The following is a 20,934-nucleotide window of genomic DNA, read 5'->3' as shown; positions in this document are numbered from 1 at the left end:
AATATCGCAACGACTACCGAGACCAACCTAGGAGATTGCAATGACTACTGACACCAACGCGCCAGGAACGGCATGGATGCAAATCGTCAAGAAGAAAGGAACGAGCGAGTTCGCGGCGTCGTTCACCGCTGACGCCAGCCTTCAGACCTCCCCCCTCAGCAAGGCCGTGGTCGGCCCGACACTCATCGGGGCGTTCTTTACCGCGACGAGCACGATGTACGAAGACTTCGTGTTCACTGCGGAGACGGTCGACGGTGGGAAGACTTACCTTGAGTGGGAGGCCATCCACGGTGGCAAGCCGATCGCCGGCGTCACCATACTCACTCGGAATGAGTCTGGCCTCATCAACAACATCAAGCTCTTCCAAAGCCCGTTTCCCGTCGTTCGTGAGTTCTCGTCTGGCCTCAAGGAGCGACTCGCAGGAACACTTGGTCAGGACTTCTTTGGCTGAGCCGGGAAAACAGCCCAACTTCATTGCCTCAAGCAACCTCAACAACACGACCGAGGAAACACTCATGCCAATGTTTCACGCCCACATTCCGGCTCAAAAGTTCTCTAGCGAAGAGAAACGGGCTTTGGCGGATGCCTTGAATCTCGCTCTTCATGAAGCCATGGATACGCCCATGGATGACCGTTTCGTCATCATCAGTGAGCACAAGGACGATGAATTCTTCATCCATCCGACTTTTCCTAACCTGAAGAGATCCGACAAGGCCATCATCGTAACGGTGACGGCCGGTACGAGCAGGACGGTGGAGCAAAAGCGCAAGCTCGCGGAGTTGGTCACCCGATACGCAGTAGAAAAGGTTGGCGTCGGCCAGGACGATGTCACCCTGATGATGTATGCCATTCCCTTGGAGAGCATGAGCTTCGGCGGTGGAAAGCTGGTCTCTGACATCGACCTCTCTATGCCTTGGGTAAACAAATAAGAAGCACGAAGCTGCCCTGTTCCTTGGAAACGGGGCAGCGAAATTGACTTGAAACGGATGTCTCGTTCGTTTCTCAGGCGTGGGTCTCATCTGGCTTCGATCCGACACCATTCTCTGGACGAGTATCGGAATGAATACAGCCACCACTCCGGCCCTGGTGCCTCGGACGCGCACCGAGCCGGAGGCGTTGGAGGCTGCACTCCTTGCGCCTGCCCCAAAGAAGTAAAGCTATGACCGACTGGCATTTCTACGAACCGGCGCAGGGGCATGCCCTGCGTCACGATCCGCTCAACGCCATCGTCGCTCCGCGACCGATTGGCTGGATCAGCACGGTCTCCAACGACGGCGTGCGCAACCTTGCGCCCTTCAGCTTCTTCAACCTGTTCAGCTACAAGCCGCCGATCGTCGGCTTTTGCTCGCTTGGTGCGAAGGACTCGCTCGCCAACGCGCGTGACACCGGCGAGTTCGTATGGAATCTGGCGACGCGTGAACTCGCCGAGCCGATGAACGCCTCCGCGGCGATTGTGCCAGCACACGTCGATGAGTTCGAGTTGGCCAAGCTGGAGACGCTGCCTGCTGCCAAGGTGCGGCCATCGCGCGTTGCGGCTAGTCCGGTGCAGTTCGAGTGCGTGGTCACCCAGATCGTGCAGCTTGAGGCGCAGGACGGCGCGGCGCTCCCGGCGTGGCTGGTGCTGGGCGAAGCAGTAGCGATCCACATTGACCGGCAGCTGATCAAGGACGGCGTGTACCAGACTGCGCGGGCGCGCCCGATCCTGCGCGGCGGTGGGCCGGCCGACTACTTCGAAATCGGCGCGGGGCAGCTCTTCACGCTTGAGCGACCGGGTGATTGACTTGACGTCGAGCGAAATCGTGCACGCAGCAATTCATCGCCGGCCGCTTGATGGCGTCCGGAAATTTTCCGCGGAACTCGGCCGCCGTCTGCAAGGCAAGGTCGATGCCAGTCACTTTTACGGCGCCGCCTGACATCTTTCTACAAGGAGAACTCTCATGTTTCACCGTACCGATATCGCATTCGAAGCCGAGGGCGGCGTCACGCTGCGCGGCTGGCTCTATGTGCCCACCGGCGGCACCGGCCCGCATCCCGCCATCACTATGGCGCATGGCTACGCAGGCGTGAAGGAGCACGGCTTGGAGCGATTCGCCGAGAAATTCGCCTCCAACGGCTTTGTCGTCCTCCTGCACGATCACCGCAACTTCGGCGCCAGTGACGGCACGCCGCGCCAGGATATCGATCCATGGCGTCAGATCGCCGATTGGCGGCGCGCGATCAGCTTCCTCGAACACCAGGACATCGTCGACGCGAAGCGCATCGGCTTGTGGGGCACGAGCTATTCCGGCGGCCACGCACTCGTGCTTGGCGCAACCGAACGCCGCTTGCGCGCGGTCGTCACGCAGGTGCCGACGATCAGCGGCTTCGAGCAAGGACTGCGCCGCATTCCGCCCGACGCCGTCGCCGGCATCGAGGAGGCCTTCTCGGCGGACGAACGCGCGCAGGCGCGCGGCGAGCCGCCGCGGCGGCAGACGATCGTCAGCGCCGATCCGGCCGTCCCTGCTTCGTACCGTGCCAAGGACGCCATCGAGTTCTATCTGCAGCCCGTGCCCGACGGCGCCTGGGAGAACAGCGTCACGGTGCGCTCGACGCGCGCCGCGCGCATGTACGAACCGGGCGCGTGGATTGCGCGCGTGTCTCCCACGCCGCTGCTGATGATCGTCGCGCTGCAGGACACGATCACGCTGACCGATCTCGAGCTGGCCGCCTACGAGCGCGCCCTTGAGCCGAAGCGCCTCGTGACGATCCCCGGCGGTCACTTCGATCCGTACATCACCAGATTCGATCAATCCAGTGCCGCCGCGCTGGACTGGTTCAAGGAACACCTCGCGTAACCGCAACTTGCGACAACGCAGGAGCCCGATATGTCTCATCTCACCCATACCATCGAGCATGGCATTGCCACGATCATCCTCGATCGCTCACCGCAAAATCGCATCGGCGACCAGATGGTTGACGAACTGGCCACGGCGATCAACGCGATCGAACGCAGTGACGCGCGCGTCGTGCTGGTGCGCGCCGAAGGCGAGAACTTCAGCTTTGGCGGCGACATCGTGCCGTGGCCCGACGACACCCCCCGCCAGTTGCGTGCGCGCTTCGAGGGTTACATGGACGTCTTCAATCGCTTCGAACGCCTGCCCTTGCCTGTCATCGCGGTGGTACACGGCTTATGCGCCGGCGGTGGTTTCGAGCTGGCGTTGCGCGCCGATGTCGTCTTTGCCGCCGAAAGCGCAACGTTCTGCCATCCGGAACAGTCGCTTGCTTTGGTGACCCTGCTGGGCGGCATCTACCGCGTCGCCGAACGCGCAGGACGCGCACGTGCCATGGAATGGGCACTGACTTCCGAGCGTGTCCCCGCCGCAACGATGGAGCGCTTCGGCGTGATCAACCGCGTCGTCGCCGATGCCGAGCTGCTTGCAGAGGCGCATGCCTTCGCCGCGAAGTTCGTGCACGGCCCGACACGCGCTCACGCCGCGCACAAGGCCTTGCTGCGCACTTGGGCCAACGGCGGTGTCCAGGCGGCCGACGATGTGATGTTCAACGTTGCCATGCCCTTGTTCGAGACAGAAGACGCGAAGGACGGGCTTGCCTCGGCCATCAAGGCCCTGAAGGCCGGCACGCCGCGCCCGCCGCTCGAATTCAAGGGCCGTTGATCCGCCACGCAAGCCCTGTCAAGGAGCGGAACGTGCACGAGTTGCTGGAGCGGGTGATCGAGGCGCACGGGCGGATTGGCACGCTGGAAGCGGCATGAAACGCTCAGCGCCACTGTCGTGACGGGTTGACCTGCCCCCGGTCCTCACTTACTTAACCAAAGGAATTCACATGCCTCATCCATTCCCCGATTTTCGCCTTACTGGCCAGGTCACCGTCGTTACTGGCGGCGGTAGCGGTATTGGCCGGGCCCTGGCACACACGTTTGCTGGCGCGGGTGCCCGGGTCGTTGTACTGGATACAAACGGCGCGGCGGCAGAGCAGGTGGCCAGCGAGATTGGCTCGATGGCACAACATGCGGTTGCGGACGTGTCCAATGAAGACGCAATCGAAAGCGTCATGAAGGACGTCGCCCGCCAACACGGTCGAATCGACGTGCTATTCAACAACGCAGGTATCAATCGGCGCAACACTTCGTTTGATTTGACGATCGCGGATTGGAATGCGGTTGTAGCAGTAAACATGACCGGCATGTTTCTTTGCGCCAGGGCCGCCGCGCGGCATATGCGCGATGGCGGCGGCGGGCGAATCGTCAACACTGCATCGATACTTGGTATTTCCGGCGGTTGGTATCCGAATATTGTCTACCAGGCTACTAAAGGCGCAGTGGTCAATATGACCCGTTCGTGGGCTGTCGAATGGGCGCCCTACAACATCCGCGTCAACGCTGTAGCGCCGAGCATTATTCGCACTCCAATGACCGAAGCGCTCACAAGTCAACCGGAAGCGGTTGCGAAATTCGAAGCGCTGACACCGCTAGGACGACTGTGCGAACCTGCGGACATGACCGGGCCAGTATTGTTTCTTGCTACTACCGCATCGAGCATGGTTACCGGCCATATCCTTCCCGTCGATGGCGGCGTGTTGGCGCAATAAGAGTTGAACCCAACCGATCCCAACAGATCCCAACAGATCGTCGATCCAGATTTGGGCCACGGGTTTCCTGTTCAGTACGCCACACAATTTGCCGGTTCTGCCCTGCAATTTCTGAATTAATTAAATTGAGACATGGAGAAAACACTATGAATTACAAGGGGTTTGACCTTGCTGGAAGAGTCGCAATAGTAACCGGCTCGACTTCCGGAATGGGGCTGGCCATTGCTCGTGGCTTGGCCCAATGTGGTGCGCAAGTCATTGTATCCAGCCATCTCCAGTCGGACACCGATGCGGCAGCGTCGTTATTGGCAAGCGAGGGTTTCGACGTCAAAGGTATCCCCTGCGACATCACCAATCTGGACGGCGTCAAACGCTTTGCCGAAGAATCCAAACGCGCTTTCGGTCGCGTCGATATTGTCGTTTGCCACGCGGCCGGCCCGGTCCCGGTCGGACCGATTGCCGACACCGACATTGATCAGCTGGGCGCTTTGCTCCTCACAACAGTGCGAAATAACCTGGTGTTGGTCCGTCAATTCTTGCCGGAGATGGCCGAACGCCGCTACGGGAGCGTTCTCATGACGTCCAGTATTGCATCGGAACGCGCCAGTCCGGCCCTCGGCGCCTATGGTGCCGCCAAGGCTGCGCTGAACGGCGTGGTACGCAGCATCGCGGCGGAATGGGGGCAATGGAACGTTCGCGCCAACGCCTTAGCCCCGTCGATGGTACGCACGGCGTTCTCGCAAATCATGTTGAACACCCCAGAAGCTGAAAAAGCGATGGCCGCAAAATCGCCCTCTAACCGCATCGCCGAACCAGACGATGTCGTCGGCGCCGCGATTTTGCTGGCGTCGCCAGCCGGATCGTACATATCTGGCCAAACCCTGCTCATCGACGGCGGTCGTTCAATCATTTAACCCGTACTACGGCGCGCTTCGCGCTGACCCACACAAAAAATACGGAGACAACCATGTCGGAGAATCAAAAAATTAATGTCCGCTCATTCATCGATGAGCGGCCGGTCGGACGCTATCAAATCTTTATCATTATCTTGGTTTTTCTGGTCGTTGCATTTGATGGCATGGATGTCGCGATCATGGGTTTCGCCGCGCCGGAAATCATTCGGACCTGGGGCATTACAAAGTCGCAAATGGGCTCGATCTTGGGGGCAGTTTTCTTCGGCGTAGCAGCCGGCGCCCTCATTGCAGGCCCCATCGGCGACCGCTACGGTCGCAAGCTCATTCTGACCGCGAGCGTGTTCTGGTTCGGCGTGCTGACCTTGGTTTCCTCTCAGGCGGCAGACGTCAATATGTTGATCACGCTGCGGATCTTGACAGGCCTCGGCCTCGGTGCGGCATTGCCGAACGCTGTTACGCTGATTTCCGAGTATGCGCCAATGAGAAAACGCTCGCTGATCGTCACGATCGTCTATAGCGGTTTTACTGGCGGGGCTGCCGTTGCCGGTCTGATTGCGGCATGGCTGCTTCCGGCATTTGGATGGCGAGTCATGATCGCAATTGGGGGGCTGCTCCCGATCGCATTGGCCCTCGTCCTAGCCATGTGGCTGCCTGAATCGGTCGCGTTTCTCACGCTGAAAGGAAAACGCCTTGCGGCCATCCCTAAAATTCTCCGCAAAATCGACAAGAGCTCCAACGTCCTCTCGGACGCCGCGTTTTGGATTCCGACACCCGTTGATCAATCAAAGGGATCTGTCGCCATCTTGTTCACAAAAGCCTATGCCATGGGGACTTTTTTGCTGTGCCTGGCGTATTTCATGGGCGTGTGCGCCACGTACGTCATGGTCAACTGGCTGCCAGTCATTGCCAAGGACGCCGGCTTCACCCTCGGGCAGGGCGTGGTCATTACGTCCCTGATCACGCTCGGCGGTCCGATCGGATCGATCTGTATCGGTGCGATCATGGATCGGGTACGTCCGCACTGGGTACTGGTACCGACGTTTCTGATCGCTGGCGCATTCCTCGCCTCCCTCAGCGTCGCACCAAGAAATTTCGGTGCCTTGTGCGTCTTGATGTTTGCCTTGGGATGCTTCTTCCATGGATCAATGACTGGCTTGCAGGCGCTCTCGGCTATGTCATTCCCAACTGCGGCCCGCTCGACAGGAATCAGCTGGATGCATGGCTTCGGCCGCTTGGGCGCTATTGCCAGCGGCTTTATCGGCGCAACCATGATGAGCTGGGGATGGGGACTCGGACAGATTTTCCTGGCGCTGGCGGTGCCGATGGTCGTCGCAGCCTGCGCCGTCGCCCTTTTGGGCATGCGCAATAAGCGCACGCGTATCGAGCGTATTGAAATAGGTAACTCACAGGCACTCAGTTTGCGAACCTGACCCTCGAACGGTCCTTCTGGTCGTTCGGTATGGTTGGAGTCTCATTACGACCAGCGGCTCGTGCAGCATGGCGATGCGGCCGTACGGACCGTACGACATCAGCATCGGATGACGACCAGCGCCATCTGGTCGAAAAACATCGGCGCTGACGCGTTGAGGTCGACAGGGTAAGCGTTGCCAGGCGACGTAGCACGGCCGCGCGGGCCGGGGGCGGTGTCGCCTTGGCGACCAGTCCGTCGTCCGTGGGTATCTCAACATCCCAATCGCGATGATCAGCTGGTGCTCATACAGCCATTGGCCTACATGCACCAAAAGCTGTTCACGATCGACGCGGCGCAGCGCTTCATCGCGCAGCACCCGCACGAGCGCTCGGCGCTGGTGTTCGCTGATCCAGCGGAACCCAAGGGGGTCTCGCAGGCCAGTTGCTGATGGTTCGACAAAGTGCGCTTGCGTATACAGCGATCGCAGCGAGGCAAGGTATCGGACACCTCGATGTCGAGCTCCGCGCTGAGGTGACGCAGCAGGGCAGCAGGCAGGGCCCAAAGTGTGTTCAACGGCCGCCCGCCCATGCGCACGAGAGAGCGAGTGCCAACGGCGAGATCAATGTGGGGTCAGCACCGGCTCGCGCAGAACTGGCCGCACGACGCCATGTAATAGCACTCTCAAGCAAGTGGTGGCGCCGCGCTGCAATCGGCAACGGCTTTGCTCCGAGAGACTGGGAGCCTCAATAGCCCCCCTTCCACGGAGACACGAAATGCCCGTCATTGTTTGCGAATGCAAGGCCGCAATCCCAGCTGGCGTCAAGGCCAGGATGGCCGCCGAGTTCACCAGCGCCATCAGGGAAATCATCCTCTCGCCGCTCGACCTGATCAGCGTCGTCTTCCATGAAGCGACTCCCGAGAACACCTACCGTTCGGGAGAGCCCACCGCTGAAACGCTGATCTTCTGCCACATACGGGACGGGCGCAGCGACGGCGCCGTGCTATCGCTGGCCAAAAGGGTGAGCTCGATCTGGAGCGCGTGCACCGGGGCGCCAGAGGACGAAGTCGAGGTTCTCGTCGCGCTTTATCCCGCCAAGTACGTCGTGCGTGGCGGCGAACGCCTGCCCGAAGCCCCTCGCGTGTGAGGTTAAGGCAGTCTGCGCGCTGCGTCCTAAACCTCGTACAAAAATAAGGAGACAAGTCAATGAAATCAACCCGCCCGATAGATGTTCATAAACTGGCCGACGAGGCTAAGTTCAACAGCTTTCATTGCTCCGTGCTGCTCTGGTGTTTCGTGGTCCTGGTGCTTGACGGCTACGACCTGGCGGTCGCCGGCATCGCGCTTCCGTCGATCATGAAAGCCATGAATGTCGAGGCCGCGACCGCGGGATTCATGGCCAGTTCGGCGCTGTTCGGCATGATGTTCGGCGCTATCGCGCTCGGCGCGCTGGCCGACAGGATTGGCCGCCGATGGGCAATTTCGATCTGTGTGTTGTTCTTCAGCGTCTTCACCGCGGCCGCCGGGTTTACCCACGACCCGATCACTTTCAGCGCAATGCGTTTCCTCGCCGGGCTCGGCATCGGCGGCGCCATCCCGAATGCGGCCGCCCAGATGAGCGAATACTCACCGAAGAAAGTGCGCAGCGTGATGGTCACGCTGATGTGCTGCGGCTACCCGGTTGGCAGCATCCTCGCTGCGCTGCTTGGCAAGCAGCTCATCGAGACCTACGGCTGGCAATCGGTCTTCATCGCCGCCGGCGCCCCGGTGTTACTGATCCCGTTCATCCTGAAGTACATGCCTGAGTCACTGCCGTTCCTGGCCAAGCAGCACGACGACACGCGTCTGCGCGAAGTGGTCCGGAAGATGCGACCCGACATTCGGCTTGAGCCGCACGAGGAGTTTCTCGTTCCAGCTGAGGACAAAGCCGAAGGCCCGGCGATAGGCAGGTTGTTCCTGGACGGCCGCGGCCTTAGCACGTTGATGTTCTGGCTCGCTTTCATGACCTGCCTGTTCATGCTCTACGCGCTCAGTTCGTGGCTCGTCAAGCTGATGGGCATGGCCGGATACAGCCTCGGTTCCTCGCTGAACTTTCTGCTCGCCTACAACGCTGGTGCAGTCGTGGGCGCTGTCGGCGGCGGATGGCTCGCCGACAAGCTGAACATCAAGTGGGTGACGAGCGCCTTCTTCGCGGTCGCCGCGGTCTCGCTGACGCTGCTCGGCTACGGAGCGCAGCCGCTGTTCCTCATCGTTGCAGTCATCGGCGCGTCTACGCTGGGCACGCAGATCCTGCTGTATGCGTATGCCGGGCAGTTCTATCCGACCTCGATCCGCGCGACGGGACTCGGCTTTGCTTCGGGGGTCGGGCGCATCGGCGCAATCGCGGCGCCGATCATGATTGGACTGCTGGTTTCTATGAAGCTGCCACTGGTGCAGAACTTCCTCGCCATTGCAATTGCCGCGGTCATCGGCGGTGTCGCGGTTGCTCTGATCAGGCAAAGGCTGCCGATCTCTTCACACAGCCACGACACGAGAGCCATCGGCCAGCTGCCTTGACGCTCGACCTGCTGAGGGTGGGCGATTTGATGGCGAAACCTACTCAACAGCCTACCCTCTGAGAAGCGGCACGGCGACGGACTGAAGCCGATGACTTGTTCTACGTCCGCCGTCGAGCTTCGGGATGGACGACGAAAATGATCACCCTCGCGCAGTTGGAGAGCCCAACCAGTCGCGCGGCCGACGCTTTGCCCTGATTCGAATTGAAGCAGCGCAACCACGCGGAGCTGTGTCTCGAAAACTTGCCTGAGATGGCTCTTCCCTGACTGGAAGTGCAACGCTTCGATGAGCGACCTCCACGCACCGGCGCCCCCGGAACGTCTAGACGACACGTCGTGACACTCTTATGGCGTGCACGTCGAGTAGGAACCAGGTGCGCCTTCCTCCTGCAACAGGCGCATGCAGTCTTCGATGGCGACGCGCAGATGCTCGAGTCCTCGCGCCAAGCGCTTCAGCCAATTACCGTTCGGCTTGATATTGAAGCTCGTGAGCCCCCCACATCATCTGCAGCCCAGCCTCCGGCACCGGTCGGCCACGTACTCCCGTTGAATCCATCGCGCCGCCAACAATGGACGAAGGTTTCGATGCAGGCTGCATTCCGCCATTCCCATGGCGCGCGCCAAGTCAATCAAGCGCACGGGGGCCCCGCGCTCAGAGCGTACATTGCGTCTCATACCGCGTGGTCTTGATACGAGGCCAATGAGCCGCAGGAATGGGGCCGCGGCGGCGCTCGCTTCATCGGAATTCTGCTCGGCTCATGCCGAGAGACAGTGGTCTGATCCGAAGCGCGGAACCGCAGTATGTGGCAGGCTGCAGGCGCGACGGCCGGACGAGTCAGCGCGCAAACACTGTCGGCGCGCGGCTCAAAAGAAGCGCAACACACGCCGCGCTTGCTTCTGACTCTGACATCTAGCGGATGTTGCTATCCCTTGCCATGCGACGACGGGCTGCTGGCGCCCGCGAGCCGCGCGATCTGAAAAACACTCTCCGGCGAAACCTGAACATAGTCATTCAGCCCCCCGGAACGCATGATCGGATACGCCTCTGCCGTCTGATAGACGCCGCCTTTCAGAAGTGCCATGTCTATGTATACGCCCACCACTTCGCCCAGCACCAACCAGCCACCTACCTTTTCGCCCGCGGTGTTTCGGAACTGCACGATGTCGATCACCTTGCATTCCATGGCAGCGCGGCTTTCGCCCACCCGCGGGACGTTGACCATGCGGCCTGCCACCGCTGTGAGGCCCGCGAACGGGAATTCGTCCTCCCCACGCGGAAGCGGTGCCGAGGTCTGATTCATCTGATCGCCGAGTTCGCGCGTGACCAGGTTCCAAGTGAACTCACCCGTTTCCGATGCGTTCTGAACGCTATCTTTCCAGGCGATCGAAGAAAATCCGATGATCGGTGGATCGTAGTTGAACGCATTGAAGAAACTGTAGGGTGCGAGATTGACCCGCCCCTGGGCGTCGCGTGACGAGATCCAGCCGATAGGCCGCGGCGCTACCAGCGCATTGAGCGGGTTGTGACTCAGCCCGTGACCCTTGGCGGGCTCGTAGTAATGAAAGTCTCGAACGGTCATCTGAGGGGCCTTTCTGTAGCGGCGCTATTGCGCCACCAGATGAAGCGTCTTGGCGACGTTGATGAACTTCTCGTTTTCTGCACGCAAGAAGGTCGCTGCCTGCGGGAGGGTCATGGAGTCCAGCTTGCGCAAACCCTGCGCGGTGGCGAGCGCCAGGAATTCCGGACTGTCATTCCATTCTCGAAAGGCCGTGCTCAGGCGCGCGGCGGCGGAATCGGGTGTGCGTGCGGGCGCGAACAGGCCGGTCCAGATGCCGAACTCGAAGTTCTTGAACCGAGCGTCCTCACTTAGCGTCGCCAGGTTCGGCAGGAGCGTATGACGCTTGGGGCTTGCGATGGCGATGGCCTTGATGCGCCCAGTCTGAATCATTCCCAGAATTGGTCCCGCAAGAGGGACAAAGGCGAGATCCACCTCGCCGCCGCCGATGGCCGTGGCGATGGGAGCGATGCCTTTGTACGGCACCTCCAGCAACTTGGCGCCGACACGCCCCTGGAATTCAGCGGCCGCGAGATGAGCGAGCGTGCCTTGGCCCCAATGGGCAACGGAAAGCTCCTTCGCGCCTGGCTTTTGCAACTGTTCGACGAGTGCGTTGAGGGTGTTGAAAGGTCGGTCGGGATGGCTGACGAGGACCATGTCCGCAATCCCGAACGAACCAATGAGCTTGAAGCTGTCGAACGTGTACTTGGCCGAAGCGACCGTGAGCGGCGCCACCACGAAGTCCGGACCGGCGGTTGCGAGCAAGGTGTATCCGTCAGGCGACGCGTTCAGCACGTTCATCGCCGCGATGGAGCCGTTCGCGCCAGGCATGTTGTCAACCAGAAGAGACTGTCCAAGGGCGCGCTGCAGCACGGGTACGGATGGCCGCACCGAGGCGTCAACGCCAAACCCGGCAGGATAGGCGACCTTGATCAGGATGGGCTTGTTCGGATAGGGCTGCGCGTTGGCGGTGGCCGCGGCACCACAAAGTGCGACCGCAACAAGGGCGGTCTCAAAGAGTCTGCGGATCGGTGTTTTCATGTTTGTCTCCGTGCGCCAGTCGAAAGGCCGGCAAGGTGTTGTGATCGGTCATGTCATGGGTGCTGCACAGTCAATCTGAGGCGGTGATCCTCCCTTCAGGGCAACAGTTCAGCGAGGCATAGACGCTCTTTTCAAAACCGTGGAACAGGTCAAGGGTTCTCGGGTCCGAGAACGGCAGAGCCTGCGTCATAGCCAGGCCTGCGATGCTCAGACTGGGGTCGATCCAGAAGTACGTGTTGGCCAGTCCCGCCCATGCCAGGCTGCCGGCGCTGCGGCCGGTGGGCGCCGCGCCCTCGTTGACCAAGAAGCCCAGGCTCCAGGTGGTGGGAACGCCAGGGAAAAATTCCACGTCGCGTGAGAAAAAGGGGATCTGCGTTGGCAGCTTCCTCACGCGAAGCGCGCCCATGGCATTGCGCGACATCAGGGCCACCGTCTCCGGCCGGAGGATCTGATTGCCATTGCCCTGCCCCCCATTGAGGATCATGCGCATGAACTTCAGGTAGTCGTTGGCGGTGGAGTACAGGCCCGCGCCGCCTGACTCGAACTCGGGATCTTGCACTTTGCCGAGATCGATCACCGACAGTTTTCCGTCGTCGCCGCGCAAGTGCATGCCCGCAAGTCGGGTGCGCATGGGCGCGCTGATCTTGAACGCCGTGCTGTCCATGCCCAGCGGGCCTGTGATGTTGCGCTGGAAGTATTCACCCAAGCTCAGGCCGCTGGCGGCCTCGACAAGCTGGCCCACCCAATCGATGCCTAAGCCATATTCCCAGCGCGTGCCGGGGTCGAAGCACAGAGGCACGCGCAGCGCCGCTTTCTGTCCCGTCAGAACGCCGGGGATGTTCTGTGTTCGGCAGAAGCGCCCAAGGTTCGCATTCCAGATCTCATAGGCGAACCCGGACGTGTGGGTGAGCAGGTGCCGCAGAGTGAGCTGCCCCTCTGCATCGCGCAGCAGGGGTGCATCATTCGCGTCCCAGCCCTGCAGAACCTTGAGAGCGCCCAGCTCGGGGACAACTGCGGCAGCTGGATCGTCCAAGCTCAACCTGCCCTGCTCGACCAGCTGCATGGCTGCGGCGCTCGTGATCGGCTTGGTCATGGAGGCGATGAACATCACCGTGTCCAGATCCATTGCTGCGGTGGCGCCGAGCGTGCGCGCCCCCTGCGCTCCGGCGTAGAGGGTCTGATCGCGAGTAATCACCGCAGCAGCTACGCCGGCCGTGTCGCCGTATGCCACGGCACGGGCCAGCACGGCATCGGCGCTGGCCTTCAGCGCGGTGGTTTCTTCTGATGGCGCGCTGAAAGCCGCGGCCGGCAAGGTTGCGGTCGCCCTGAGAAGTGTTCTGCGAGCTTGTGCCAAGTTTGTCTCCGTGCACCGGCCAAGAACGGCAAGGTGCTGTGACTGAAGAATCATTCGTTGTGGCTTGGCCAGCTGCGTCAGCTCCGAGCCTGGGTGCACATTTGTGCGAGTGTGATCAGTCCTCAAACCATCAAGTTGTCTCCGATTTCACGTTGCATCGTGGCATCGTGGCATCGTGGCATCGCCCAAGCAATATAACGATCGTTTAGTAAACGAAGGCTATGCCATCAACCGCTTTGCGTCAACAAGGATTTCCTCCATGGCATGGAGCGCTGGACGCATTCACGGAGCACTGAATCGGCGCGGACATGACCGTGCGGCCACGAAGGTTTCATGTACACCAGGCTCCGAACGCGGCGCCTCCGGCAACGTCATTGACGCAGACGCAACCCGTATCTGTCAGGAACCCATTCGTGGCACTCCCAAGCAAGTGGTGGCGCCGCGCTGCAATCGGCAACGGCTTTGCTCCGAGAGACTGGGAGCCTCAATAGCCCCCCTTCCACGGAGACACGAAATGCCCGTCATTGTTTGCGAATGCAAGGCCGCAATCCCAGCTGGCGTCAAGGCCAGGATGGCCGCCGAGTTCACCAGCGCCATCAGGGAAATCATCCTCTCGCCGCTCGACCTAATCAGCGTCGTCTTCCATGAAGCGACTCCCGAGAACACCTACCGTTCGGGAGAGCCCACCGCTGAAACGCTGATCTTCTGCCACATACGGGACGGGCGCAGCGACGGCGCCGTGCTGTCGCTGGCCAAAAGGGTGAGCTCGATCTGGAGCGCGTGCACCGGGGCTTCAGAGGACGAAGTCGAGGTTCTCGTCGCGCTTTATCCCGCCAAGTACGTCGTGCGTGGCGGCGAACGCCTGCCCGAAGCCCCTCGCGTATGAGGTTAAGGCAGTCTGCGCGCATCTGCACGCAACTGATCCTCGCAGCATCCGAGCCCACTCCACTCGCAATCAATCAATCAAGGAAACTCTCATGTCACGCAAACTCGACGGCAAGATCGCAATCGTTACCGGTGGATCCACGGGAATCGGGCTCGCCACCGCCAAGCGGTTCGCCAACGAAGGAGCGCATGTCATTGTCACCGGCCGTCGGCAGGCCGAACTCGATGCCGCGGTGTCCGAACTCGGTAACGCCACCGGAATGCGGGTCGACTCATCGAACATGGCCGAACTGGACACGCTGTTTGATTGGGTGAAATCGGAAAAGGGCCGAATCGACGTGCTGTTCGTCAACGCAGGGGTCGGCTCGAAACTGCCGCTCGGTAAGATTACCGAGGAACACTATGACAACACCTTTGGCAGTAACGTCAAGGGCGTACTGTTTACGGTGCAGAAGGCTCTGCCCTTGCTAGCGGACGGCGCATCAGTCATCTTGAATGGCTCCACCGCTGCCAGCGGCGGCACCGAGGCATTCAGTGTCTATGCCGCCTCAAAAGCCGCCGTACGCTCATTCGCCCGCAACTGGATTCTCGATCTGAAGGGCCGCGGCATCCGGGTCAACACGCTCAGCCCCGGCCCCACCAAGACGCCGGGCTTGTTCAACCTGGCCGGCGCAGATGCAGAACGGCAGCAGGGAATACTGGACGCCCTCGCATCGAAGATCCCGATGGGCCGCGTCGGCGATCCGGACGAAATTGCCAAGGTGGCAGTCTTCCTTGCTTCCGATGATTCAAGCTTCGTCAACGGTATTGAACTGTTCGTCGACGGTGGCAAGGCCCAGATCTGAAGATGGCGACGGTGGCACCAAACTGGCCATCTCATGCGGGCTTCCCTTTCGCAATATGAGCAAAGTCATCATCACATGTGCTGTCACCGGCGCGATCCACACGCCCTCGATGTCTCCGCATTTACCGGTTACACCGGAAGAGATCATCGAAGCCTCGGTGGGCGCGGCCGAAGCTGGCGCCGCGATCATTCACCTGCATGCGCGTGATCCTGTCACGGGCAAGCCAGATCAAAGCCCCGATGCATTCGGCCGATTCTTGCCGCAGATCAAGGCACGCACCGATGCAGTGTTGAATATCACCAGCGGTGGCTCGCCCTACATGACGATCGAGGAACGCATCCAGCCGTCGATGCGCTTTGCGCCCGAGGTGGCCTCTCTCAACATGGGTTCCATGAACTTCGCACTGTTCCCGATGCTGGCGCGTTTCAAGGAGTTCAAACATGCCTGGGAGCGCGAGGCGCTCGAAGCCAGTCGTGACCTGATCTTTCGCAACACCTTCAGGGATATCGAATACGCCCTGGCGCAATGTGCTTCCAACGACACGCGCTTTGAATTCGAGTGCTACGACGTGAGCCATCTTTACAACCTGGCGCACTTCGCCGAGCGTGGCCTGGTCAAAGCGCCGTTCTTCGTTCAGACCGTGTTCGGGATCCTGGGCGGTATCGGATCGCATCCAGAAGACGTGTTGCACATGAAGCGGACAGCCGATCGCCTGTTCGGCGATGACTATCGCTGGTCGGTGCTGGGGACAGGCAAGGATCAGCTTCGCCTTGCAGCAATGTCTGCCAGTATGGGCGGCAATGTGCGCGTCGGATTGGAAGACAGCCTATGGCTTGGACGCGGCACGCTGGCCGAGAGCAATGCGGCGCAGGTGCTGCAGGCGCGCCAGATCATCGAAGGGCTTGGTCTCGAAATCGCCAGCCCGAACGAAGCCCGGGAAATCCTCCAACTGAAAGGCATCGGGAAAGTCGAGTTCTGAGAGGGAACAGGGTTGACGAGTTTGCCAAAACCAACGGCGGCGGCTCGTTGCCCTGGGCTCATCGCAACGCCGTTGCTGCAGCACAGCACAAGGAGCCAAGGTGTAGGATGGAGACGCAAGCGAGACGGTTGATTTGACCTCTGTCTATGTGTCGACGGCTCTCCCTTCAAGGGGAACTCACCCGCAATTGATTCGCTTGCAAGGTCAGGGGAGAGGACGCGCCGCACAATGACGGACGCAAGGCCGAAGCGGAGGCAAGCAATGCATGGCCACCTAGACGCACAAACGGAATATCGCGAGGTGGGAGGCGAATTCGTATCCGGCACGATTGTTGATTCGCGCACCACGCATCTTGAAGTCCTCGCGCGCCGAGCGACCGGCCCTATTTCCTGGCGCTTTCGTCAACCGCGGCTCGCGCTGTTCTGGTTTCGCAACGGCCTTAAAGAGTTGAATCTGGAGCTCGACGGCCGCCGCATCCACTCCGGAATAAGACAAGGAACAAGCCTTGCGCTGTTCCCGGCCTCGACTTCGGTCGAAGGCGAGTTCGACGTCGCCCCGCACTTCGACTACACGGTGGTCTTCCTCGACCCGACCGTTGCGTCCGGCACTGGCTGCCACTTCGACAGGCCGCTGATTGCCTTCGGCAATGACGATCTGCAACGTGGCCTTTCGGTTCTATGCCGTGAGGCGCGCAATGCAGACAGCCTTTACGGGCTGTTCGCCGAGGGTTGGGCAATGCAAGCACTCGCCCTGCTCGGGCGCGTCAACGGTAACCCGACAGCCACCGCTCGCCCGTCCGGGGGCCTCGCACCTGGCAGCTTGCGGCGCGTCATCGACTACATCGAGGCCGACTTGTCGAGACCGTTCACGATCGATGGCTTGGCGGAAATCGCCGGCGTCAGTCCTCGGCATTTCATGCGGGCTTTTCGGGAAAGTTCCGGTCAGACGCCATTGCGCTTTGTGTACAGCCTGCGTCTGCAGCGGGCCAAGGAATTCCTTTTGGATCCTCGCCGCACTGCAACTGAAGTCGCGCTGGAATGCGGCTTCAGCCATGCTCAGCACTTCAGCACTGCGTTCAAGAAGGCGACCGGCGTGACGCCGTCCGATTTCCGCAGGGCTGCAATGCGCTGATGCATCCCACGGATCGACCCAGCTGCCGTCTCGGGAAACCGCGCCAGTGGGCCAACTCGGAGCCGGCTCGCCTGCGCGCGATGTTTCGATTCCTGGCGGGCGGGGGAATGGAGAGCTCAGGCTCGAAATTCGCTGAGGTTGCGCGGGCCGGACAGGTGGTACGCACGTTGCGACGTTGGCTCGATCTCCTCAAGCAACGCGATGCGCGCCACCTCGGCAACATCGCGGGTATCGATGAAGTTCACTCGGCCATTCCCTGCAGCGCCAGCCCAGGACCCGGTGGCGATGTGTGGCCCCACGCGCTTGAGCACATCGGGGAAGGTCGTCAGCCGCAAGACCGTAGACGCGATCGGCTGCCGTGCCAGATGCGCCTCGATCTGCATATGCCAGGCGAGGGGCAGAAGCCGGGTCGCAGGACCGAGGGCGGACAGTTTGACGATGTGCCGAACGCCTGTTGCGACGGCTGCATCGATCAACGCGATTTCGTTGACGACCTGTTCGAGGGAGGTGCCATGCGCGATGAAGAGCCGGTCGACGCCGCGCAGGGCCCTGCCGAGCGTCTCAGCGCCTTTGAAGTCGACCTTGGAAATGGCCCCCTTCGGGCAGTTGCGCTGGGCTGGATTGGCGCGTCAGCACGACGAGATCGACCGGATCGTCGACGAGCAGCGCCGTCAATCTGCCCCCAACGCGTCCTGTCGCACCCGCGAGAACTAGGCATGGCATGTACACCGGCTCGACGGTCGCCGGCGTGCGAACGCAGCTCCCATCCTCGCCGGGCCCCCTCGGGTATGCGCCCGCGCAGGCAATCGCCTTAAAGCGCAGGCAAGTGGCCAGCGCGCCAGGCGGCGCCCATGGCGTCGCTGTAGGCGATGGTTTGCTGGCGCTGCGTGCCGAGCAGTTCACTGCCCAAGGTCATCACATCACCGTCCTTCAGGAACACAGGCGGTTTCTGGCCGAGACCCACACCCGGCGGCGTACCGGTTGGAATCACGTCGCCAGGCCGAAGCGCCATAAAGCGGCTGAGATAAGACACGATGGTGGCAACGCCAAAAATCTGCGTTCGGGTGTTGCCGGTCTGCCGGCGAGTTCCGTTCACGTCGAGCCAGAGGTCGATATTCTGCGGGTCCGGCACTTCGTCAGCCGTCAGCAACCAGGGGCCAATCGGCGCATAGCCCAGGTAGCTTTTGCCCTTGGTCCACTGGCCTTCCATTTCGATTTGCCAGGCACGCTCTGACACGTCGTTGCAAAGGCAGTAGCCGGCCACATATTGCAGCGCTTCTGCTTCGCTGACATGCCAGGCCGGGCGACCGATCACGATAGCGAGTTCGACCTCCCAATCAAGCCTGCCCGAGCCGGGCGCGATGACGACCGGGTCGTTGGGGCCTGCCAGCGCGCTGGTGTGCTTGTTGAACACAATCGGCTGCGTGGGGATCGGCGTGTTGGTTTCTGCCGCATGGTCGGAATAGTTGAGGCCGATGCAAACCACATTCGGAACCTGGCCGACGCAGGGGCCGAGCCGTGTATCGGCGGGCACGGCGGGCAAGCTCGAGGTATCGAGGGCGCGCAGCCTTGCAAGGCTCTCGGGTGAAAGTGTTGGCCCGTGAATGTCGCTCACGACGGAAGACAAATCGCGCAAGGTGCCTTGTGCATCAATGAGGCCGGGTTTTTCAGAGCCGCGGGGGCCGAATCGAACGAGACGCATGGGAATCCTTTTGGCTTTTGAAGTAGGTATTCAGGTTGGAGGCCGCGTTGTCAAAGCTGCTCGAGCGTCAGCGCAAGCTCGCCGAAGTTGCCATAGCGAAGCACGGCGGGACGCTTGAACGGCAGGTCAATCACCTCCGCAAATGAGCCGGTGATGACGGCCTGCCCGACCTCCAGACCCATGCCCTGGCTGCGCAGAAACTCGGCCAGCCAGTAAAGAGGCAAGCGCGGGTCGCCGTTGGGGTGGCTGGCTGCAAATGTGATGTCGTCCTGGCCCTGCACCGAGAGTGCAATCTCGAAAGGACCAGGAAATGGCTCCTGCGCAAGGTCCACGGCGACAGTCGGTCCCAGCACCACGCTTTGGTGCCACAGGCTGTCGGCCATCAGTTCAGGGCCGCTGGCGCCTGCAGCATCGTCATAGCGACAACCAAGCACCTCGACCGCCAGCCGCACGCTGCCGATGGCGGCGTTGACATCGGCGCGGGTGTAGGGGGTGGCCCGCGGCGGCAGGCTTTGCTTGAGCTCGAATGCCAGTTCGGGTTCGATGCGCGCTGCGCCCGTCGGTCCGGCAGGCGCGGCAGCCACACCGCCCGATGGCCTGGCATCATGCAGCGCGGCGGCGACCCAGCGATCGCCCGGGGGCAACCCGCATTTCCAGCCGATGGCGGGGCTGCCGCGCAGTTCGCTGATCCGCCGCTGGATGCGCCAACCGTCTTGCGGCGTGGCAGGGCGCAAGCCGGCCTCCAGCCTTGCACCGAAGCGACCCGACGACTGAAGTGCGTGCAGGTAGCGCGCGGCAGCCTCGATGGCGCTCGGCTTCATGTTGGTCATTCCTCTTGTGATCCTTGCAAGGATCAGTGCAACGTCTCGAGCCGTTCGCCGGAGTCCGCGCGGAAAAGATGAACATGCGCGCTGTCCGCACCCAGGCGCACCTGGTCGCCGGGGCGCACACTGACCCGTTCGCGCAGCACGCAGGTGAGCTTGGTGCCGCCCGCATCCACGATGAGGTGCGTCTCCGAGCCGGTGGACTCCACCACCAGCACCCGCGCCTCCACGCCATCGGCGTCCAGCCGCAGGTGCTCGGGCCGCACGCCCAGCGTGAGGTCCTGCCCGCTTGTGGCCGGCACACCGGGCACGGTCCAGTGGTTGCCCGCGTTGTCCACAACGCCCTTGCCGTTCATCTTGACGGGCAGCAGGTTCATCGACGGCGAGCCGATGAAGGCCGCGACGAAGACGTTGCGCGGCCGGTCGAACAGGTCGAGCGGCGTGCCTACCTGTTCCACGATGCCATCGTGCATGGCCACAATCTTGTCTGCCATCGTCATGGCCTCGATCTGGTCGTGCGTGACGTAGACGGTGGTGGCCTTCAGGCGCTGGTGCAGCTCGCGAATCTCAGCGCGCATTGCCACGCGCAGCTTGGCGTCCAGGTTGGACAGCGGCTCGTCGAAAAGGAAGACCTGCGGGTCGCGCACGATGGCGCGGCCCATGGCGACGCGCTGGCGCTGGCCGCCGGAGAGCTGCTTGGGCAGCCGCGTGAGCAGTGGCTCCAGCCCCAGGATCTTGGCGGCCCGGGCCACGCGCTCTTCGGTCTCCTGCTGCGGCGCATGGCGCAGCTTCAGCGAGAACGCGAGGTTGTCCGCCACCGTGAGATGCGGGTACAGCGCATAGTTCTGGAACACCATGGCGATGTCGCGGTCCTTGGGCAGCAGGCCGTTCACACGGCGCCCGCCGATGCGGATCTCGCCCCCGTCGATGCCTTCCAGGCCCGCGACCATGCGCAATAGCGTGGACTTGCCGCAGCCCGACGGGCCGACCAGCACGACAAATTCACCGTCTCGGATGTCGATGCTCACGCCGCGGATGATCTGCGTGCTGCCGAAGGACTTGGCTACGTCCTGGATCTCAACTGTTGCCATCTTGTCTCCTCATTCAAAAAGTGAAGCCGGTGTCGCGCACAGCCGGTCGCGTGCCGCCGGG

23 protein-coding genes are annotated in these 20,934 nt (G+C 61.6%); 16 read left to right on the top strand and 7 right to left on the bottom strand.

Going from position 1 to position 20,934, the window contains the following annotated elements:
• Positions 1-40 precede the first annotated feature (40 nt).
• From ACEN9N_RS06600 to ACEN9N_RS06545, 12 genes are all read left to right on the top strand, one after another.
• On the top strand, positions 41-451 hold the full coding sequence (locus ACEN9N_RS06600) for a hypothetical protein (RefSeq protein ID WP_495655694.1): 411 nt from the start codon (positions 41-43) through the stop codon (positions 449-451).
• A gap of 64 nt (positions 452-515) precedes the next feature.
• Positions 516-929, top strand: a complete 414-nt coding sequence (locus ACEN9N_RS06595; RefSeq protein ID WP_413313007.1) for a tautomerase family protein — start codon at positions 516-518, stop codon at positions 927-929.
• 230 nt (positions 930-1,159) lie between these two features.
• Positions 1,160-1,780 carry a flavin reductase family protein gene (locus tag ACEN9N_RS06590; protein WP_495655693.1) on the top strand — a complete coding sequence of 207 codons (621 nt, stop codon included), beginning with the start codon at positions 1,160-1,162 and terminating at the stop codon, positions 1,778-1,780.
• A gap of 1 nt (position 1,781) precedes the next feature.
• Complete coding sequence (locus ACEN9N_RS06585) at positions 1,782-1,913, top strand: hypothetical protein (protein ID WP_413313004.1); 132 nt, start codon at positions 1,782-1,784, stop codon at positions 1,911-1,913.
• A gap of 24 nt (positions 1,914-1,937) precedes the next feature.
• Entirely contained in the window at positions 1,938-2,834 is an 897-nt protein-coding gene (locus tag ACEN9N_RS06580; RefSeq protein WP_413313002.1) for an alpha/beta hydrolase, read from the top strand.
• Between the two features lie 30 nt (positions 2,835-2,864).
• Complete coding sequence (locus tag ACEN9N_RS06575; protein WP_413313000.1) at positions 2,865-3,653, top strand: enoyl-CoA hydratase/isomerase family protein; 789 nt, start codon at positions 2,865-2,867, stop codon at positions 3,651-3,653.
• 169 nt (positions 3,654-3,822) lie between these two features.
• Complete coding sequence (locus ACEN9N_RS06570) at positions 3,823-4,587, top strand: SDR family NAD(P)-dependent oxidoreductase (protein WP_413312998.1); 765 nt, start codon at positions 3,823-3,825, stop codon at positions 4,585-4,587.
• A 146-nt stretch (positions 4,588-4,733) separates the two neighbouring features.
• Positions 4,734-5,501, top strand: a complete 768-nt coding sequence (locus ACEN9N_RS06565; RefSeq protein WP_209536935.1) for an SDR family NAD(P)-dependent oxidoreductase — start codon at positions 4,734-4,736, stop codon at positions 5,499-5,501.
• A gap of 53 nt (positions 5,502-5,554) precedes the next feature.
• The gene (locus ACEN9N_RS06560) at positions 5,555-6,931 is read left to right on the top strand and encodes an MFS transporter (protein WP_413312995.1); all 1,377 of its coding nucleotides are present in this window, start codon (positions 5,555-5,557) and stop codon (positions 6,929-6,931) included.
• Positions 6,932-7,234: 303 nt separating this feature from the next.
• On the top strand, positions 7,235-7,360 hold the full coding sequence (locus ACEN9N_RS06555; protein WP_495655692.1) for a hypothetical protein: 126 nt from the start codon (positions 7,235-7,237) through the stop codon (positions 7,358-7,360).
• 325 nt (positions 7,361-7,685) lie between these two features.
• Entirely contained in the window at positions 7,686-8,057 is a 372-nt protein-coding gene (locus tag ACEN9N_RS06550; protein ID WP_495655691.1) for a tautomerase family protein, read from the top strand.
• Between the two features lie 59 nt (positions 8,058-8,116).
• Entirely contained in the window at positions 8,117-9,466 is a 1,350-nt protein-coding gene (locus ACEN9N_RS06545) for an MFS transporter (RefSeq protein ID WP_495655690.1), read from the top strand.
• Positions 9,467-10,388: 922 nt separating this feature from the next.
• On the opposite strand, the gene ACEN9N_RS06540 is transcribed toward ACEN9N_RS06545, so the two are convergent.
• The 3 genes from ACEN9N_RS06540 to ACEN9N_RS06530 form a co-directional block, all read right to left on the bottom strand.
• Positions 10,389-11,045, bottom strand: a complete 657-nt coding sequence (locus ACEN9N_RS06540) for a flavin reductase family protein (protein ID WP_495655689.1) — start codon at positions 11,043-11,045, stop codon at positions 10,389-10,391.
• Positions 11,046-11,069: 24 nt separating this feature from the next.
• Complete coding sequence (locus ACEN9N_RS06535; protein ID WP_495655688.1) at positions 11,070-12,062, bottom strand: tripartite tricarboxylate transporter substrate binding protein; 993 nt, start codon at positions 12,060-12,062, stop codon at positions 11,070-11,072.
• Positions 12,063-12,132: 70 nt separating this feature from the next.
• Entirely contained in the window at positions 12,133-13,416 is a 1,284-nt protein-coding gene (locus ACEN9N_RS06530; protein WP_413312986.1) for a serine hydrolase domain-containing protein, read from the bottom strand.
• Between the two features lie 514 nt (positions 13,417-13,930).
• Between ACEN9N_RS06530 and ACEN9N_RS06525 the strand changes: the two genes are divergently transcribed.
• From ACEN9N_RS06525 to ACEN9N_RS06510, 4 genes are all read left to right on the top strand, one after another.
• Positions 13,931-14,302 (top strand): tautomerase family protein, encoded by a 372-nt coding sequence (locus ACEN9N_RS06525; RefSeq protein ID WP_495655687.1) that lies wholly within the window; start codon positions 13,931-13,933, stop codon positions 14,300-14,302.
• Between the two features lie 91 nt (positions 14,303-14,393).
• Entirely contained in the window at positions 14,394-15,146 is a 753-nt protein-coding gene (locus ACEN9N_RS06520; RefSeq protein WP_495655686.1) for an SDR family oxidoreductase, read from the top strand.
• 55 nt (positions 15,147-15,201) lie between these two features.
• Positions 15,202-16,125, top strand: a complete 924-nt coding sequence (gene kce, locus ACEN9N_RS06515; RefSeq protein ID WP_495655685.1) for a 3,5-dioxohexanoate:acetyl-CoA acetone transferase — start codon at positions 15,202-15,204, stop codon at positions 16,123-16,125.
• 261 nt (positions 16,126-16,386) lie between these two features.
• Positions 16,387-17,256 (top strand): helix-turn-helix domain-containing protein, encoded by an 870-nt coding sequence (locus ACEN9N_RS06510; protein ID WP_495655684.1) that lies wholly within the window; start codon positions 16,387-16,389, stop codon positions 17,254-17,256.
• Positions 17,257-17,372: 116 nt separating this feature from the next.
• Here ACEN9N_RS06510 and ACEN9N_RS06505 read toward each other — a convergent pair whose 3' ends face one another.
• The 4 genes from ACEN9N_RS06505 to ACEN9N_RS06490 form a co-directional block, all read right to left on the bottom strand.
• Positions 17,373-17,732 carry a Rossmann-fold NAD(P)-binding domain-containing protein gene (locus ACEN9N_RS06505; protein WP_495655683.1) on the bottom strand — a complete coding sequence of 120 codons (360 nt, stop codon included), beginning with the start codon at positions 17,730-17,732 and terminating at the stop codon, positions 17,373-17,375.
• A 335-nt stretch (positions 17,733-18,067) separates the two neighbouring features.
• Positions 18,068-18,958, bottom strand: a complete 891-nt coding sequence (locus ACEN9N_RS06500) for a fumarylacetoacetate hydrolase family protein (protein WP_495655682.1) — start codon at positions 18,956-18,958, stop codon at positions 18,068-18,070.
• A gap of 50 nt (positions 18,959-19,008) precedes the next feature.
• Positions 19,009-19,779 carry a hydratase gene (locus tag ACEN9N_RS06495; RefSeq protein WP_495655681.1) on the bottom strand — a complete coding sequence of 257 codons (771 nt, stop codon included), beginning with the start codon at positions 19,777-19,779 and terminating at the stop codon, positions 19,009-19,011.
• Positions 19,780-19,811: 32 nt separating this feature from the next.
• The gene (locus tag ACEN9N_RS06490) at positions 19,812-20,873 is read right to left on the bottom strand and encodes an ABC transporter ATP-binding protein (RefSeq protein WP_495655680.1); all 1,062 of its coding nucleotides are present in this window, start codon (positions 20,871-20,873) and stop codon (positions 19,812-19,814) included.
• Between the last annotated feature and the right edge of the window lie 61 nt (positions 20,874-20,934).

This window comes from Variovorax sp. Varisp46 (assembly GCF_059491885.1).
Note: the sequence above shows the minus strand (reverse complement) of the source record. Positions and strands in the feature narration are given on the sequence as shown.

Coding starts and splice junctions, on each gene's coding strand:
- ACEN9N_RS06595 (WP_413313007.1), top strand. CDS start 516: ATGCCAATGTTTCACGCCCACATTCCGGCTCAAAAGTTCTCTAGCGAA.
- ACEN9N_RS06590 (WP_495655693.1), top strand. CDS start 1,160: ATGACCGACTGGCATTTCTACGAACCGGCGCAGGGGCATGCCCTGCGT.
- ACEN9N_RS06555 (WP_495655692.1), top strand. CDS start 7,235: ATGCACCAAAAGCTGTTCACGATCGACGCGGCGCAGCGCTTCATCGCG.
- ACEN9N_RS06495 (WP_495655681.1), bottom strand. CDS start 19,779: ATGAAGCCGAGCGCCATCGAGGCTGCCGCGCGCTACCTGCACGCACTT.
- ACEN9N_RS06600 (WP_495655694.1), top strand. CDS start 41: ATGACTACTGACACCAACGCGCCAGGAACGGCATGGATGCAAATCGTC.
- ACEN9N_RS06510 (WP_495655684.1), top strand. CDS start 16,387: ATGCATGGCCACCTAGACGCACAAACGGAATATCGCGAGGTGGGAGGC.
- ACEN9N_RS06575 (WP_413313000.1), top strand. CDS start 2,865: ATGTCTCATCTCACCCATACCATCGAGCATGGCATTGCCACGATCATC.
- ACEN9N_RS06500 (WP_495655682.1), bottom strand. CDS start 18,958: ATGCGTCTCGTTCGATTCGGCCCCCGCGGCTCTGAAAAACCCGGCCTC.
- ACEN9N_RS06570 (WP_413312998.1), top strand. CDS start 3,823: ATGCCTCATCCATTCCCCGATTTTCGCCTTACTGGCCAGGTCACCGTC.
- ACEN9N_RS06520 (WP_495655686.1), top strand. CDS start 14,394: ATGTCACGCAAACTCGACGGCAAGATCGCAATCGTTACCGGTGGATCC.
- ACEN9N_RS06565 (WP_209536935.1), top strand. CDS start 4,734: ATGAATTACAAGGGGTTTGACCTTGCTGGAAGAGTCGCAATAGTAACC.
- kce (WP_495655685.1), top strand. CDS start 15,202: ATGAGCAAAGTCATCATCACATGTGCTGTCACCGGCGCGATCCACACG.
- ACEN9N_RS06525 (WP_495655687.1), top strand. CDS start 13,931: ATGCCCGTCATTGTTTGCGAATGCAAGGCCGCAATCCCAGCTGGCGTC.
- ACEN9N_RS06535 (WP_495655688.1), bottom strand. CDS start 12,062: ATGAAAACACCGATCCGCAGACTCTTTGAGACCGCCCTTGTTGCGGTC.
- ACEN9N_RS06490 (WP_495655680.1), bottom strand. CDS start 20,873: ATGGCAACAGTTGAGATCCAGGACGTAGCCAAGTCCTTCGGCAGCACG.
- ACEN9N_RS06560 (WP_413312995.1), top strand. CDS start 5,555: ATGTCGGAGAATCAAAAAATTAATGTCCGCTCATTCATCGATGAGCGG.
- ACEN9N_RS06550 (WP_495655691.1), top strand. CDS start 7,686: ATGCCCGTCATTGTTTGCGAATGCAAGGCCGCAATCCCAGCTGGCGTC.
- ACEN9N_RS06545 (WP_495655690.1), top strand. CDS start 8,117: ATGAAATCAACCCGCCCGATAGATGTTCATAAACTGGCCGACGAGGCT.
- ACEN9N_RS06540 (WP_495655689.1), bottom strand. CDS start 11,045: ATGACCGTTCGAGACTTTCATTACTACGAGCCCGCCAAGGGTCACGGG.
- ACEN9N_RS06580 (WP_413313002.1), top strand. CDS start 1,938: ATGTTTCACCGTACCGATATCGCATTCGAAGCCGAGGGCGGCGTCACG.